Origin of the sequence: Streptomyces sp. CA-278952, assembly GCF_028747205.1 — a bacterium.
In the GTDB taxonomy this organism is placed as follows: Bacteria; Actinomycetota; Actinomycetes; order Streptomycetales; family Streptomycetaceae; genus Streptomyces.
Genome location: NZ_CP112880.1, coordinates 7,929,345 through 7,945,181, shown reverse-complemented (window position 1 = coordinate 7,945,181; position 15,837 = coordinate 7,929,345). Strand labels below are relative to the sequence as shown.

At 72.8% G+C, this 15,837-nt stretch carries 12 protein-coding genes; 11 read left to right on the top strand and 1 reads right to left on the bottom strand.

Features of this window, described 5'->3' with window-relative positions:
- The first annotated feature begins 3 nt into the window (after positions 1–3).
- The 11 genes from N7925_RS34805 (at position 4) to N7925_RS34755 (ending at position 14,154) form a co-directional block, all read left to right on the top strand.
- Entirely contained in the window at positions 4–1,281 is a 1,278-nt protein-coding gene (locus tag N7925_RS34805) for an ABC transporter substrate-binding protein (protein ID WP_274346259.1), read from the top strand.
- Positions 1,282–1,416: 135 nt separating this feature from the next.
- Entirely contained in the window at positions 1,417–2,259 is an 843-nt protein-coding gene (locus tag N7925_RS34800; protein WP_265603502.1) for a carbohydrate ABC transporter permease, read from the top strand.
- Positions 2,246–3,175, top strand: coding sequence for a carbohydrate ABC transporter permease (locus N7925_RS34795; protein ID WP_265603501.1), 930 nt, complete (start codon positions 2,246–2,248; stop codon positions 3,173–3,175). Before N7925_RS34800 ends, N7925_RS34795 begins: the two co-directional genes overlap by 14 nt.
- Positions 3,176–3,247: 72 nt before the next feature.
- Positions 3,248–4,012, top strand: coding sequence for an SDR family NAD(P)-dependent oxidoreductase (locus N7925_RS34790; RefSeq protein ID WP_265603500.1), 765 nt, complete (start codon positions 3,248–3,250; stop codon positions 4,010–4,012).
- Positions 4,000–5,793 (top strand): heparinase II/III domain-containing protein, encoded by a 1,794-nt coding sequence (locus N7925_RS34785; RefSeq protein WP_274346258.1) that lies wholly within the window; start codon positions 4,000–4,002, stop codon positions 5,791–5,793. The genes N7925_RS34790 and N7925_RS34785 overlap by 13 nt, the downstream gene beginning before the upstream one ends.
- A gap of 3 nt (positions 5,794–5,796) precedes the next feature.
- Complete coding sequence (locus N7925_RS34780) at positions 5,797–7,782, top strand: hypothetical protein (protein WP_274346257.1); 1,986 nt, start codon at positions 5,797–5,799, stop codon at positions 7,780–7,782.
- Between the two features lie 3 nt (positions 7,783–7,785).
- Positions 7,786–8,427, top strand: a complete 642-nt coding sequence (locus tag N7925_RS34775) for a hypothetical protein (protein WP_274346256.1) — start codon at positions 7,786–7,788, stop codon at positions 8,425–8,427.
- Positions 8,424–9,506 carry a right-handed parallel beta-helix repeat-containing protein gene (locus tag N7925_RS34770; protein WP_265603496.1) on the top strand — a complete coding sequence of 361 codons (1,083 nt, stop codon included), beginning with the start codon at positions 8,424–8,426 and terminating at the stop codon, positions 9,504–9,506. The genes N7925_RS34775 and N7925_RS34770 overlap by 4 nt, the downstream gene beginning before the upstream one ends.
- Positions 9,503–10,654 carry an SGNH/GDSL hydrolase family protein gene (locus N7925_RS34765; RefSeq protein ID WP_274346255.1) on the top strand — a complete coding sequence of 384 codons (1,152 nt, stop codon included), beginning with the start codon at positions 9,503–9,505 and terminating at the stop codon, positions 10,652–10,654. Before N7925_RS34770 ends, N7925_RS34765 begins: the two co-directional genes overlap by 4 nt.
- A 103-nt stretch (positions 10,655–10,757) precedes the next feature.
- Entirely contained in the window at positions 10,758–13,175 is a 2,418-nt protein-coding gene (locus N7925_RS34760) for a polysaccharide lyase 8 family protein (RefSeq protein ID WP_274346254.1), read from the top strand.
- A 4-nt stretch (positions 13,176–13,179) separates the two neighbouring features.
- The gene (locus N7925_RS34755) at positions 13,180–14,154 is read left to right on the top strand and encodes an acetylxylan esterase (RefSeq protein ID WP_274346253.1); all 975 of its coding nucleotides are present in this window, start codon (positions 13,180–13,182) and stop codon (positions 14,152–14,154) included.
- Between the two features lie 25 nt (positions 14,155–14,179).
- Here the strand turns inward: N7925_RS34755 and N7925_RS34750 are convergent, their stop codons facing one another.
- The gene (locus N7925_RS34750; RefSeq protein WP_274346252.1) at positions 14,180–15,814 is read right to left on the bottom strand and encodes a phytoene desaturase family protein; all 1,635 of its coding nucleotides are present in this window, start codon (positions 15,812–15,814) and stop codon (positions 14,180–14,182) included.
- Positions 15,815–15,837: the final 23 nt, after the last annotated feature.

Below are 15,837 nucleotides of genomic sequence, written 5' to 3'. Positions count from 1 at the left end.
CTCATGGAACTCAACAGACGGTCGCTGCTCACCGCCATCGGCGCGGGCACCGCCGCCGCGCTCACGGGCTGCGGCACCGGCACCGGCACCGGCACCTCGGCGGCCGGTTCCGCCGACGGTCCCGCCGAGGGCGAGATCACCCTCCTCACCCCGATCTACGAGGGCGCGAAGGGCAAGACGCTCCTGGAGGGCGACACCCTCGGCGGGTTCCGGAAGAAGTATCCGGACGTCAAGGTGAACGTGGACTACACCACGTACGCCCAGCTCAACGAGAAGATCACCACCGGACTCGCGGGCGGCCTGCTGCCCGACGTGCTGATGATGGGGGTCGGCTGGATCCCGCCGTTCGCCGCCAAGGGGGCGATCGCGGAACTGCCGGAGAAGCTGGCTGAGGCGCACGACTACGAGAAGCGGGTGCTGGAGCCGTCGCGCCACGACGGCAAGCTGTACGCCCTGCCCGTCGTGCTCGACACCCGCATCGTGGTCTACCGCAAGGACCACTTCGCCGAGGCCGGCATCCGCAAGACACCCGCCAACTGGTCCGAACTGCGCGCCGTGGCCAAGCAACTGACGGAGAAGGGCCGGGTCGGGTTCGACCCCTTCTCCATCGATCTGCGCCAGTGCTGGGAGACCTTCCTCTTCGCCAACGGCGGCCAGTTGTTCAGCGAGGACGGCAGGAAGCCGCTGTTCACCGACGCCCGCGGGGTGGAGGCCCTCCAGTTCTTCAAGGACCTGGTGGCCGACGGCTCGGCGGACTACGCGCGCAAGACCGCCGCCGGAGCGCCGTCGAACGTGCAGACCGGCCAGGCCTCGATGATGATGACGACCAGCGCACTGTGGGTCCAGGTCAAGGAACAGAACCCGGAGCTGATCGAGCAGGACAAGCTCGGCTCGTTCGTCCTGGCCAACCGCAGGCCCGCGATGCTCCAGGGCGGCACGCTCGTCACCCAGTCGGCGAGCTCCCGGCAACCGGCCGCGGCCCGGGCGCTCGTGGAGTGGCTGGCCACCCCCGAATCGATCCTCGGCGCGGCCCAGCAGCGCGGTTCGGTGCCCGGACTGCGGGATCTCGACGACACCGGTTACGTCAAGGAGAACCAGTTCGTCGACCTCTCCCTGAAGAACCTCCAGCACGCGGCGTCCGAGGGCGGCACCGCCGCCTGGATGGAGATCCGCGAAAAGATCAAGCCGACGCTGGAGCCCGCGATCGTGGGCGGCCAGTCGGCGAAGGACGCCATCGCGGAGCTCGGCCGGCTCGCCGAGGCCGCCATCGGCCGGATGTGAGGACCCGTCACTGTGGGAGCGACATCCGTATTGAAGGCGCGGCCCGTGCGGCCGCCCGCACCTCCTGAATCGGCGCCGACCCGGCGCACCCGCCGGACCCCCACGGGCCCCGGACGCCGACGGCGCCGGGCCGGCATGCTCATGGTGGCGCCCGCGCTGCTGCACGCCGCGCTGTGGATCGGCCTGCCGGTGCTGGCCGCGGTGGCCCTGGCGTTCACGAAGTACGACGTACTGACCGCCCCGCAGTTCGTGGGCCTTGACAACTTCCGGGACATGCTGGACGACGCGGTCTTCCGCAAGTCCATCGTCAACACCGCCGTCTACACCTTCTTCACCGTGCCGTTCGGCATGCTGCTGGGCCTGCTGCTGGCCATGGCCCTGCACACCGGCCTCAAGGCACGTGGCATCTTCCGCACCGCGGTCTTCCTGCCGCAGGTCACGGCCACGGTCGCCATCGCCCTGGTCTGGCTGTGGATCTACAACCCGGGCAACGGCCTGCTCAACGCGCTGCTGTCGTTCATCGGCATCGACGGCCCGGCCTGGCTCTCCTCGACGACATGGGCGATGCCCTCGGTGATCCTGGTCGGCATCTGGCAGGGCATCGGCATGAAGATGCTCATCTATCTCGCCGCGCTCCAGTCGCTCCCCAGGGAGCTGTACGAGGCGGCGTCGGTGGACGGCGCCTCCAAGGTCCGGCAGTTCTTCTCCATCACGCTGCCGCTGCTGAAGCCCGCCACGTTCTTCGTGCTCATCACGTCGATGATCAGCGCGTTCCAGTCCTTCGACCAGATCTACATCCTCACCGACGGCGGCCCCGCCAACAGCACGACGATGATGACCTACGAGATCTACAAGTCCGCCTTCCGGGAGTTCCGCGTCGGATACGCCTGCGCCCAGTCCCTGGTGCTGTTCGTGCTGCTGATGGGCTTCACCCTGGTCAACCGGCGGATCATGGGAGGCACCCGTGGCCACAGTTGATACGCGGAAGCCGGTAGTCCCGAGCACCGCGAAGCCGCGAGGGCGCGGCGACCGGCGACCGGTGTCCCCGGGCCGGATCGCGCTCTACCTCACGCTGTCGGTGATCTCCCTGCTGATGGTGGTGCCGTTCGTCTGGATGGTGATCACCTCACTCAAGTCGCCGGTGGAGATCGCCTCCCAGGACGCCGGACTCCTGCCCAGCAGCTGGCAGTTCGGCAACTACGTCGACGCGTTCCGGGCGGCCCCGTTCGCCACGTACGCCCGCAACAGCTTCATCATCGCGTTCAGCCACACCGTGCTGAACGTCCTGGTCGCCTCCATGGCCGGGTACGCGCTGGCGCGGATCAGGTTCCGCGGCAGCGAGGTGATCTTCTACCTGTTCATCGCGGCGCTGATGATCCCGACGTACACGAAGGTGCTGCCGGAGTTCCTGATCGTCCGCTTCATGCCGCTGGCCGGCGGGAACGACATCCTCGGTCAGGGCGGGAGCGGCTGGCTCGACACCTGGTGGGCCCTGATCATCCCGGGAGCGGTGACGCCGTTCGCGGTCTTCCTCTTCCGCCAGTTCTACCTGGATCTGCCGGTGGAGCTGGAGGAGGCGGCCCGCCTCGACGGGCTCGGCGAGTTCCGCATCTACGCCCGGATCATGACGCCGCAGGTCAAGCCGGCCCTCACCACCGTGGCGCTGCTGACCTTCGAGTCGTCCTGGAACAACTTCCTGTGGCCGCTGCTGGTGACCCGGACGGACAGTCTGCGGGTCATCCAGGTCGGGCTCTCCGTCTTCAAGACGGAGAACGGCACCCAGTGGCACTTCCTGATGGCCGGCACCACGCTCGCCACCCTTCCCATGGTCCTGCTCTTCCTCATCGGCCAGCGCTACTTCGTGCAGGGCTTCGCCACCGCCGGTCTCAAGTGACCGGCCCCCGGCCCCCTCCGGCCGGGCACCGCATCCGGTCCCCAACGGCCGGAAACCGAAAGGGCTTCACCCATGTCTGCTGATCTTCAGGGCTCCCGTGCGCTGGTGACGGGGGCGGGGCACGGCATCGGCCGCGCCATCGCGCTCGCACTGGCCGAGGCCGGCGCCGACGTCGCCGTGCACTACCACTCCTCCGCCGACCGGGCGGCCGACACGGTCTCGGCGATCGAGACGCTGGGCAGGCGCTCCAAGGCGTTCGCCGCCGACGCGACCGTGACCGCGGACGTGGACCGGCTGGTCGAGGAGGCGGCCGGCTTCCTCGGCGGACTCGACATCCTGGTCTGCAACGCCGGTCACCTCGTCGGCCGCTCGACCATCGCCGAGATGAGCGACGACCACTTCGACCGGGTGATCTCCACCAACCTGTCCTCGACGTTCCGCACGGTGCGGGCGGCGCTGCCGCATCTGACGCGGTCCCCGGCCGGACGCGTCATCACCATGTCCTCGCTCGCCGCGCACAACGGCGGCGGCCCCGGCTCGGTGGCGTACGCCGCCGCGAAGGCCGGCATCCGCGGCTTCACCAAGGGCCTGGCCAAGGAGCTGGCCGGGACCGGCGTCACGGTCAACGCGGTCGCGCCGGGCTTCATCAAGGGCACCGCGTTCCACGACACCTTCACCGCGCCCGCGGCGCAGGAGGCCATGCAGGCGGGCATCCCGGTAGGCCGGGCGGGCACCCCCGAGGACGTGGCGTCCGCCGTGGTCCATCTGGCCTCGCCCGCTTCGGGCTTCCTGACGGCGACCACGATGGACATCGACGGTGGCGTATGGCCGCGTTGAGGCGGATCGCGCGGGAGCGCGGCGGCTGGTGGCACGCGTACGTGTGCCCGGCGCACGGGGTGGAGCTGGAGCACGGCGATCTCCTGGCCGGGGTGTTCCCCGAGGGCGGTGCGCGGTGTGCGCACGGCTGCCGGGTGGACAGCGAAGCGGTGCGCGGCGCGTGGCTGGTCCTCTCGCACCAGGCCTGGGCCCGTCGTCTGCGGGTGCTGGCACACCGGGGCGAGCGGGCGGAGGCGGTGGAGCGGCTGGGCGAGTACGCGGGCCTGTACGCCGAGCTGGCCGCCGACCGGCACGGCGAGGCCCAGGGCTGGATGCTGCGCGGCCGGCTCTTCCACCAGGCGCTGACGGACGCCATCTGGGCGGTCAACGTCGGGCACGCGGTGATCACGCTCGCGGAGAAGGAGGCCGGGGATCTGACGGCGGTGCTGCCGCTGCTGGAGGCGCTGGAGGAAGCGGCGCTGGAGGCCCGGGACGTGCTGACCGCCCAGGGGCACCTGGCGTCCAACTACACGGCGTGGCTGAACGCGGCCGGCGTCGCGGCGAGCCGGGCGGCGGCGGCCGTCCGGTCCACGGCCTGGGAGGGCGCCGGGTGCTGGCTGGAGGGCGAGCACGGGCTGTACGCGCATCTGCGCGTGGCCGTCGCGGACGACGGCTGGGAGTGGGAGGGCAGTACCTACTACCACGGCTTCGTGCTGCGGGCGGCGCTGCTGGCGCTGCGCTCCACCGACCCCTCCGCGCTGCCGACCGACGTGGTGGGCGTGCTGGCGGGGATGACGGACGTGCTGGCCGCCGTCGCGACGCCGGGCGGGGTGCTGCCGGCCCTGCACGACGGCCCCTACCGGCGCGACGCCCTCGGTCTGGAGTGGCTGGAACTGATCGCGCTGGCGCAGCAGTCGGTGCCCTCCGACGCGCTGGAGGCGGTGGCGGACCGGGTCCGCGCCGAGCTGGGCGACGCGGACGACGCTCTCGACCGTGAGCTGGACGGCTGGTTCACCGGGCCGCCGCTCCCCCGGCGGGCCGCTTCCGCCCCGGTCACCGTGTTTCCCTCGACCGGGTACGCGGTGCTGCGGGCAGCGGGCGTCCACGCCCTGGTGGACTTCGGCCCGCACGGCGGATCGCACGGCCACCGGGACAAGCTCTCGCTGTATCTGTACGGCGACACGACCGCGTGGCAGCCGGACCCGGGCCAGGTGCCGTACGCCCACCCGGACTTCCGCGACCTGTACACCTCGACGGCGGCCCACCCCGCGTTCCGGGTGGACGGCGCCGAGCAGGCCGAGTGCGCCGGCGCGCTGACGGCGGCGGACGCCGTCTCGGTGACGGCCGAGGCGACGGAGGCGTACGAGGGCGTCCGGGCGGTCCGCCGGGTGGCCGTCGGCCCGTGCTATCTGGTGGACCTCCTGACGGTGGAGGTCACGGGCCGGGAGGACCCCCGCGTCACCGCCCAGCTGCGGCCCGGTACCGCGCTGGACGTGCAGGTGCAGGCGGCGGGCCCGGTGCGCACCACCTGGTACGGGGACGAGACGCTGCACGGCTGGCACACGCAGAGCGCCGGGGTGCCGGTGCGCCCCCTCACGCTGCCGGGCCCCGGTCCGGCGGACGACCCGCAGCGCACCCGTACCCGGGTCGACTTCACGGTCGATGCCTCCCACGTCGTCTTCGCCTCGGTCTACCAGGCGGCGTCGGCGGGCCCCGCGGTGAGCGAGGTGCGGCTGGACGGTACGGAGCTGACCGTGGAGCTGGTGGACGGTTCGACAGCCCGCTTCCGGACGGGGGGCTGAGCCGTGCTGCTCTCGGCCACCCCGCCGCCCGGTCCGCGCTCCGCCCAGGAGACCCGGGTGCGGGAGGAGGCGGCCCGGCACCGCGGGCTGACCCCGCCCCGCACCCACCCCCTGGCCAGCATCACCTGGCTGGGCCCGGCCGCGTCCAACCCGGCCCTGGCCTACCGGATCGGCGGCGACCCGGCCGATCTCGCGGAGAGCGTGCGCTGGATCGAGGCGGCGTCACGGCTGCCGCACTGGGGCCGGGCCCATATGCCCGACCACGACCTGGACGCCGGCTGGCTGCTCCACCACCTGGCGCTCACCCTGCGCTGGATCGGGAACGACCTGCCGGACGACGTGGCCGCGCTGCTCCGCTACAAACTGCTGATCCAGGGGCGTCGCCTGTACGACTTCGCGGTGGCGAGCGAGGGCCGCTGGTGGTCGTCCTCGTACTGGCAGAACCACAACTGGATCTGTTACGCGGGTCTGGCGACGGCCGGCTACGTGCTGGGCAAGGAGGAGTGGACCGAACGGGCGAAGTCGAACCTCGCCACGGTGCTGGAGGTGCTGCCCGAGGACGGTTCGCACGCGGAGGGGGTCGTCTACTGGCGTTACGGAGTCCCGTTCCTGGCGATCCACCTGGATCTGCTGGCGGAGGCCGAGGGCGTCGACTGGTGGGACCGGGGAGGCTTCATGGCGAACACCTTCGGCTACCGGCTGCACCAGAGCGCGCCCGGCTTCGCGCTCACGATCGACCACGGCGACTGCCACGACCGGCGCAGCGGCCACAGCGCCGGGCTCTACTACCGGCTGGCCGCGCAGTACGGCATCGCCGAGGCGCAGTGGCTGGGCGACCTGGCCTCGGGCGAGCTGCTGTGGGCGGAGGCGGAGCACAGCGGGGTGCGGCCGGGCATCCTGCCGGAGGCGTACCTCGAATACCTCTGGTACGACCCGGCCGTCGTGGCGGCCCCGCCCACCGTGACCCGCGCGTTCTTCCCGGACCTGGGGCTGCTCGCGGCCCGCACCGGCTGGGACGCGGAGGCCACCGCGGTGTCGTTCAAGGCGAGTCCGGGCGGCGGCCACCGGGCCTGGGAGACGAGCGCGAAGCACCGGGCGGAGCTGGGCCACGAGACGCTGAACCAGGGTCACCACCACCCGGACTCGGGCTCCTTCGTCCTGCTGTCGGGGGCCGCCCACCTCGCCGTGGACGACGGCTACAGCAACCGCAAGCGGGCGGAACACCACAATCTGCTGCTGGTCGACGGGCAGGGGTACGCGGACGAGGACCGCTACCACGTCTACGAGGGGATTCCCTTCGAACGCCAGGCCCGGCAGCGGGACGTACTGGTGGGTGACGAGGAGGGGTGGGCGCACGCCACGGCGGAGATCGCCGCGATGTACGACCCGGCCCTCGGCGTCCGCCGGCTGGACCGGACCCTGGTGTTCACCCCGGCGGGGCGCCTCGTCCTCCTGGACCTGGCGGAGGCGGAGGAGCCGCGGGAGTGGACGTTCCTGCTCCGGACCGACCGGCCGACGGAGGAACAGAGCGACGGCACCCGGCTGATCAGGTCCGGGGAGGCCACCGCCCGGGTGCGGCGGCTGGCCCCGGACGAGGCGGCGGTGCGCACCGGGGTCCTGGAGGTGGCGGCCAATCCGACGTCCAGCACTCCGGAACTGCGCCTCACCCGCACCCTGCACACGCTGGACGTGACCACTCCGGCCTGCCGCGCGGGCCTGTTCCTCACCGCCATCACACCGGACGCCGCGTGCCCGGTCACCGGGGCGGAGCCGGCCGAGGGCCACGGTGTGCGGTTCGCGGACGGTGAGGAGAGCGTGTTCCTCTCCCCCGTCGCCCGGCGCATCCGGGGTGAAGGGCTTGCGGCGGACGCCGCCGCCGTCCTGCTCACCGCCGCCGGAGCCCCCTATGTCGTGGCGGCGACCCGGCTGGAGCTGGCGGGCCGGGTACTCCTCGACGTAACGGATCCCTACACAGGAAAGGTCGGGTAGATCATGGGGACCCCTCTCGCCGGGGCGGTGGCGTCGCCGCCCGTTCCGGAAGCCACCCCGTCGGGCTGGCCGACGCTGCTGCGCCGGCTGGAGTTCGTCGCCTACCCGGCCGCCGCCGGGGCCGCGTTCACGCTGCTGGCGCTGGGCGTGGTGACCTGGCTGCCGGCGCTCGCCGCGATGGGCCGCGCGCTCCAGCGGTGGCGGGTGGACGGGGACAGCCGCTGCTTCACCAATACGCTGGCCGCCTTCGGCGGTTACTGGCGCGCGCTGTGGCTCCACGGCCTGCTGTCCACAGCGGTCGCGGTCGTCCTGGCCGCCAACACCGTATCTCTGCTGGGTCGTTCGAAGGCGTGGACGTTCCCGTTGCTGGCCGCCCAGGTGGGCATCGCGGCGGCGTTCGTGATCCATCATGTGGCGCTCGCGGCCGTGGCGGGCCGGGCCCCGGAGGGCGGCGTCCGGTCCTGGTCGGCCGGGGCGCTGGCGCTCGGCTTCGGCTCCCCGGCCCGGGGCACCGCCCTGCTCGGCGCGGTGATCTCCGCCGTCCTGCTCTCCCTCGTCGTACCGCTGGGGCCGCTGCTGCTCGGCCCGAGCGTTCCGGTCCTGCTCGCCCTGTCCTTCGCCGATCCCAGGAGGCACACCTCATGACCCGACTTCCGCGCACCGCCCTGGCCGCCGCGCTCGTCGCCGGCCTCGCCCCGCTCGTCATGACCACCCCCTCGGCCGCGGCCGAGGCGGCGAGCGCGTACTACGTGTCGCCGTCCGGCAGCGACGCCAACTCCGGTACGTCGGCGGGCGCCCCGCTGGCCACGATCCAGAAGGCGGTGGATCTGGCTCCCTCGGGCGCGGTGGTGACCCTGGCCCCGGGCACCTACCGGCAGGACGTGGTGACCGCTCGGGCCGGAGTCACCATCACCGGTCCGTCGAACGCCGTGGTGAAGGGCGCGGGCGACGCCCGGATCATCCAGGTCCGGCATGACAGCACGACGCTCAGCGGCTTCACCGTGGACGGACTGCACGGATCGGCCTCGGACGTGTCGGGCTACCGGCTCAAACTCATCTATGTCATGAGCACAACTCCCGGGAACGGGGTCGGCGGCCTGCGCGTCACCGGCATGACCCTCAAGAACGCGGCCGACGAGTGCCTGCGGCTGCGCTACCTCGTCACGGGGGCCGAGGTGAACGACAACACCATCACGGGCTGCGGAGTCGCCGACTTCGTGTTCGACGGGGGCGGGAAGAACGGCGAGGGGATCTACCTCGGCACGGCCCCCGAGCAGCAGGGCGCCAACGGGGCTCCGGACGCGGCGGCCGACGTCAGCCGGAACAACCGCATCCACCACAACACCATCGTCACGCGGGGCAACGAGTGCGTGGACGTGAAGGAGAACGCGACGAACAACTACGTCGAGTACAACGACTGCAGCGGCCAGCGCGACCCCAGTTCCGGCGGGCTCGACGCCCGGGGCAGCGGCAACATCTTCCGCTACAACACCGTCCACGACAACGTGGGCGCGGGCGTCCGGCTCGGCGGTGACACCGCGACGGACGGCACTGCGACCTCCGTCTACGGCAACACCATCACCGGCAACGCGGGCGGCGGCATCAAGTTCATGCGCACCCCGCAGGGCCCCGTCTGCTCCAACACGATGAGCGGCAACACCGGCGGCAACGCCGTGGGCACCTACGGCAGCTCCTACGACCCGACCGGTGTGTGCCCGCAGTGAGCGGTCGGGGGCCCGCGAGACGCGGGGTTCTGTACGCGGCGGCGGCAGCCGGGGCCGCCGCGGTCGCCGCCACGGCGACGGACGCGCGCGCGGCGGGGACCACCGGCCCCGCACGTTCACGCTGGACGACGTCCTGGGCCACCGCCCAGACCGCGCCGACCGCCGCCGACCCGGTGGCGTACGCCGGGCTGACCGACGGCGACTGCACGGCCGTGCTGCGGCTGTCGGCGGGTGGAGCGGTCCGGCTTCGGTACGCGAACACCTTCGGGACCGCTCCGGTGCTGGTCGGCCCGGTGACCGCGGACAGCCACCGGGTGACCTTCGCCGGGCGGAGCCAGGAGTGGCTGGCGGCGGGCGCGAGTCTGACCAGTGACCCCGTCGCGGGGCTGCGGGTGGCGGACGGGGCGCGGCTGGAGGTGCGGACGCGGGTCCCCGGCCCGACCGGCCCGCTCTCCTTCCACCGCAACACCCATGCCTGGCACACCGTCGACGGGGTGCGCACCCGGTCGGTCCTCCTGCTGACCGGGGTGGAGACCACCGGGGCGCGCGGCCCGGTGCTCGCGGTGCTCGGCGACTCCATCGCGGAGGGCGTCGGCACCCCCGACGACGCCGATCTGCGGTGGCCCGACCAGTTGGCCCGGCGGCTGCCCGGTGCGGCCGTCGCCAACCTCGGCATCAGCGGCAACCGGCTGCTGCTCGACGACGTCCGCTTCGGTCCCGGCGGCCAGGCCCGCTTCGACCGCGACGTACTCGGGCTGCCGGGACTGCGGACGGTCCTCGTCCACCTGGGTGTCAACGACCTCCAGCAGCCGCCGGGACAGAGCGGTCCGGACCAGGTCCTGGCCGGCTACCGGCAGGTGGCGTTGCGTGCCCGGGGCGCCGGGCTGCGGGTCTTGGGCGCCACCATCGCCCCGTTCGAGGGGTGGACCCGCTGGTCGCCCGAGCTGGACACGGTCCGCGCGCACATCAACCGGGCCGTGCGCACCGGGCGGATCTTCGACGGTGTGGCCGACTTCGACGCCGCGCTGCGCGACCCGGACCGCCCTTCCCGGATGCTCCCCGCCCACGACAGCGGCGACGGTCTTCATCCGGGCCCTTCGGGGCACGCGGCACTCGCCGCCGCCGTCGACCGCCGGCACCTCCTGTGAGCCGGGGTGAGCCGAGATCCCCCGTCGGCCGACACCTTCCGTGAGCCGACACCTTCTGTTAGCCGACACCTTCTGTTAGCCGACACCTTCTGTGAGAGGCGACATGACGAACCGACGCACCACCCGGCGCACCGTCCTGACCGGCGCGGCCGCCCTGGGCGCGGCGGCGACGCTGCCCCTGGTCCTCGCCGGTCCCGCCCACGCCGCGTCCGGCACGGCACGGACCGGGGCCGAGGACGCGGCGGCGCTGCGCACCCGTTGGCACACCCTGCTGACCGGCGGCCCCGACCTCGACCGGAACGACGAGCGGATCGCCGCCGCGACCGCCCGGGTCGGGCGGGCCGGCGCCACTGCCGCCACCGGCCTCGACCCGTCCCGGACGGACGGGCTGTTCCCCGACCTGACCAGCACGACGCTCTCCAACCACGTCACGACGTCGTTCAAACGGCTGGCGACGGCGGCCACCGCCTGGGCCGTACCCGGCACCCCGCAGCACGGCGACGCGGCGCTGCTGGCGAAGTTGCTCGGCGGCGTCGACTGGATGCTGACCCACCGTTACGGCCCCGGGCACATCCGCTTCGACAACGACTGGGACTGGGAGATAGGCGCGGCGCTCGCGCTCAACGACACGGCGGTGCTGCTCCACGACGAGCTGGGCGCGGAGCGCCTGGAGCGGGTCACTGCCGCCGTGCTCCACTACACACCGGACCCGAACCTGTGGCGGGCGAACCGGCAGATCGCGACCGGCGCCAACCGGGTGTGGGTCTCCACCGTGGTCGCCGTCAACGCGGTGCTGCGCGGCGACGGCGACGCACTGGGCCGGGTCCGTGACGCTCTTTCGGATGTCGAGGGTTCGGGCGCCAACAGCGTCCTGGCCTTCAACGACACCGGCGGCGCGGCGGCCGGCACGGGCGAGGGCTTCTCCTCCGACGGCTCGTTCCTCCAGCACTACAAGCACCCGTACAACGGCGGTTACGGCAAGGAGCTGCTGGGAAATCTGTCCCGGCTGCTCAACCTGCTGGCCGGAACGGCGTGGACGGTGACCGACCCCGACCTGGACAATGTGCGGGGCTGGGTGGACGACGGCTTCGACCCGCTGATGTTCCGGGGCGACGTGATGGCGTCGGTGTGCGGGCGGGAGATCGCCCGGCCGAGCAAGCAGGGGCACGCCTCGGCGCAGACGGTCGTCGAGGCGGTGCTGCGGCTGATCCCGTGCTTCCCCGGTGAGCCCGCCGACCGGTTCACGGCCCTGGTGAAGCAGTGGATCGCCGAGGACGGCTACCGGGACTTCCTCGCCGTGACCGACCTCGCCTCCCTGGTCGCCGCGCAGCGAGCGATCGCCTCCGCCGTCCCGGCCCGGGGCCCGCTGGTCGCCCACAAGCAGCACCCGCTGATGGACAAGGCGGCCCACCACCGCCCGACGTTCGGGCTCGGCATCTCCGCGTACTCGACCCGGATCTACAACTACGAGTCGATCCAGAACGAGAATCTGCGCGGCTGGCACCTCTCGGACGGGATGGTGCTGCTGTACACGGACGATCTGGGCCACTACAGCGAGGACTACTGGCCCACCGTCGACCCGGCCAGGCTGCCCGGCACCACCGTCCTCGCCGGGCGTCCGGCCGACGCGGCGGGGCAGCGCACCACCAGCACCGCCGACTGGGCCGGCGGCACCGCGCTCCCGGACACCACGCTGGGCGCGTACGGGATGGAGCTGAGGGCCTTCGGCAGTACGCTCCACGGGCTCAAGAGCTGGTTCTGCCTGGACGACGTCATCGCCTGTGTCGGTTCGGGCATCACCGCGGAGGCGGGGACCGCCGAGACCGTGGTGGAGAACCGCAAGCTCCGCGACCCGCGAGCCATGCTCCTGGTGAACGGCACAGCCGCCCCTGACAGTCCCGGCTGGTCCGCCGAGCTGGCGGACGTCCGGTGGCTGCACCTGGCCGGAACCGGCGGGTACGTCTTCCCCCGGCCCACCTCCGTGCGCGCCCTGCGCGAGGAACGCACCGGGACCTGGCGGGAGATCAACCTCAAGTACGGCACCGACACCCCGGTCACCCGCCCGTACCTGACGCTCTGGCACGACCACGGCCCGGCTCCGAGCGGGGCCGGCTACTTCTACCTCCAGCTCCCCGCCGCCTCCGCCGGGCGCACCCGGCTGCTGTCGGCCGCGCCGCCGGTGGAGCTGGTCGCCGATTCGACCGCCGTGCACGCGGTGCGGCGCCGTGCGGACGGACTGCTGGCGGCCAACTTCTGGCGGGCGGGCTCGGCGCGGGAGCTACGCTGCGACGGTCCGGCGTCCGTCCTGGTCCGCCCGAAGGGGCGGACCGTGGGCGTCGCCCTGTCCGATCCCACCCACCTGCGGTCCACCGTGGTGGTCGAGCTGGCCGGGCGCGGGCTGACGCTCGCCTCGGGCGGCCCCCGGGTGAGCGCGGCGCGCACGCCGGGCTCCATCCGGATCACCGCCGACACGTCGGGGCTGCGCGGCGCGACCCTCGACCTCACCCTGAAGAGGAGCTAGAGCCTTGCTGTTCGACATGGATCTGGAGCGGCTGCGGGAGTACCGCCCCGAGCCGCAGGAACCGGCCGACTTCGACGCCTTCTGGGCGAAGACCCTCGCGGAGAGCGCCCGGCACGACGTCGACGCCCGGTTCGTGCCGTACGAGACGGGACTGGTGACCGTCGACGTACTCGATGTGACGTTCAGGGGCTGGGCCGGGCAGCCGGTGAAGGCGTGGCTGATGCTGCCGAAGCAGCGCTCCGGGCCGCTGCCCGCCGTGGTGCAGTACATCGGGTACAACGGCGGCCGGGGCATCCCGTACGCGTGGCTGACCTGGAGCGCGCTCGGCTACGCGCACCTGGTGATGGACAACCGGGGGCAGGGCGGCGGCGGCAAGAACACCGCCGACACCCCGGACATCGGGCCCGAGGGCCACGGCTCGTCCTCGCCGGGCTTCCTGACCCGGGGCATCGAGGACCCCCACCGGCACTACTACCGGCGGCTCATCACCGACGCGGTCCGGGCCGTCGACGCGGCGAAGGCCCACGACGCGGTGGACGCCGGACGGGTCGCCGTCCTCGGCGGCAGCCAGGGCGGCGGACTCGCGCTGGCCGTCGCCGGGCTGCGGGACGACGTGGCGGCCGCCGTCGCCGACGTGCCGTTCCTCTGCCACTACCGGCGGGCCTCGCAGATCACGGACGCCGGACCGTACGCGGAGATAGCCCGCTGGCTCTCCGGGCACCGCTTCCGGATCGAGGAGGCGATGGAGACCCTGTCCTACTTCGACGGGGTCAACTTCGCCGCACGCGCGAGCGCGCCCGCCTGGTTCTCGGTGGGGCTGATGGACCGGATCTGCCCGTCCTCCACGGTGTTCGCCGCCTACCACCGCTACGCGGGACCCGCCGAGATGGAGGTGTTCCCGTACAACGGGCACGAGGGCGGCGCCGAGTACGACCTGCCGCGCAAGCTGGGTGCCCTGCGTGGGGTGTTCGGGGACTGAGGCGCCTGAGGGCTGAGGGGCGGGGTCACCGGCCCAGCGCGGCCATCGCCGCGTTGTGGCCGGGGACCCCGCTGACGCCGCCGCCGCGCACCGCGCCCGCGCCGCAGAGCAGAACGTTGGCGTGCGTGGTCTCCACGCCCCAGCGCCCGGTGCCCTCGTCCGTGTACGGGAAGGAGAGGTCGCGGTGGAAGATGTGACCGCCGGGCAACCGCAGGTCCCGCTCCAGGTCGAGCGGGGTCTTGGCCTCGATGCAGGGGTCGCCGTTCGCGTCGAGGGCCAGGCAGTCGGTGACCGGCTCCTCCAGGTGGGCGTCCAGTTCGGCGAGGGTCGCCTTCAGCAGGGCCGCGCGGGCGGCGTCGTTGTCGGCGGTGAACAGCCGGGCCGGGGCGTGCAGGCCGAAGAGGGTGAGGGTCTGGTAGCCGCGCGCGGCGAGGTCGGGGTCGAGGATCGACGGGTCGGTCAGCGAGTGGCAGTAGATCTCGGAGGGCGGGGCGGCTGGCAGCCGTCCGGCCGCCGCGTCCCGGTAGGCGTCGGCGAGCTGCCCGTACCCCTCGGCGATGTGGAAGGTGCCGGCGAAGGCCTGCCGGGGGTCGACGGACCGGTCGCGGAGTCTGGGCAGCCGGGTGAGCAGCATGTTCACCTTGAGCTGCGCGCCCTCGGCGGGCGGCGGCGGGGCGTCGCCGAGGAGGGTGGCGAGGGCCTGCGGGGAGGCGTTGACGAGCACCCGGCGGGCGGCGACGACGTGTTCCCCCTCCGGGGTGCGGACGGTGACCTCGGCGTGAGTGCCGTCGGTCTCGATCCGGGTCGCCTCGTGCCGTACGCGGATCTCGGCGCCCGCCGCACGGGCGGCCCCGGCCAGCGCGTCGGTGAGCGCGCCCATGCCTCCCACGGGGACGTCCCAGTCACCGGTGCCGCCGCCGATCACGTGGTAGAGGAAGCACCGGTTCTGGAGCAGCGAGGTGTCGTGGGCGTCGGCGAAGGTGCCGATCAGGGCGTCGGTGAGGACGACCCCGCGCACCAGGTCGTCGGTGAAGTTCTCCTCGACGGCCACCCCGAGCGGTTCCTCGAACAGCATCCGCCAGGCGTCGGCGTCGTCGATGCGTTCGCGCAGTGCGTCCCGGCTCGGCAGCGGCTCGGTGAGCGTCGGGAAGACCCGTGTCGCGAGTCGCTGGGTCATGGCGTAGAACCGCTGCCAGGCCGCGTACTCGCGCTCGCCGCCGGTCAGCTCGGCGAAGGACTCCTGGGTCCCGTCGCCCGCGACGAGCAGCCCGGTGGGGCGTCCGTCGCGCACCGCGGGGGTGTAGGAGGAGACGGTCCGCTTGCGTACGGCGAAGTCGAGGCCGAGGTCCCGGACGATCTTGTCGGGCAGCAGGGACACCAGATACGAGTAGCGCGAGAGCCGGGCGTCGACCCCCGCGAAGGGGCGGGTCGAGATCGCCGCTCCCCCGGTGGCGTCGAGACGTTCCAGGACGAGGACCGACTGCCCGGCACGGGCCAGGTAGGCGGCGGCGACCAGGCCGTTGTGGCCGCCGCCGACGATCACGGCGTCGTAGCGGTCGCGGGCGGGCGCGCCGGGGCCCAAGCCCCCCTGGGCGGCGGGCCGATCTGCGGGTGACCGGGGCGCGGGTGTCTGGGGTGCGGGTGTCCGGGGTGCGGGCATGCACCTTCGTAACACGCGGCCTT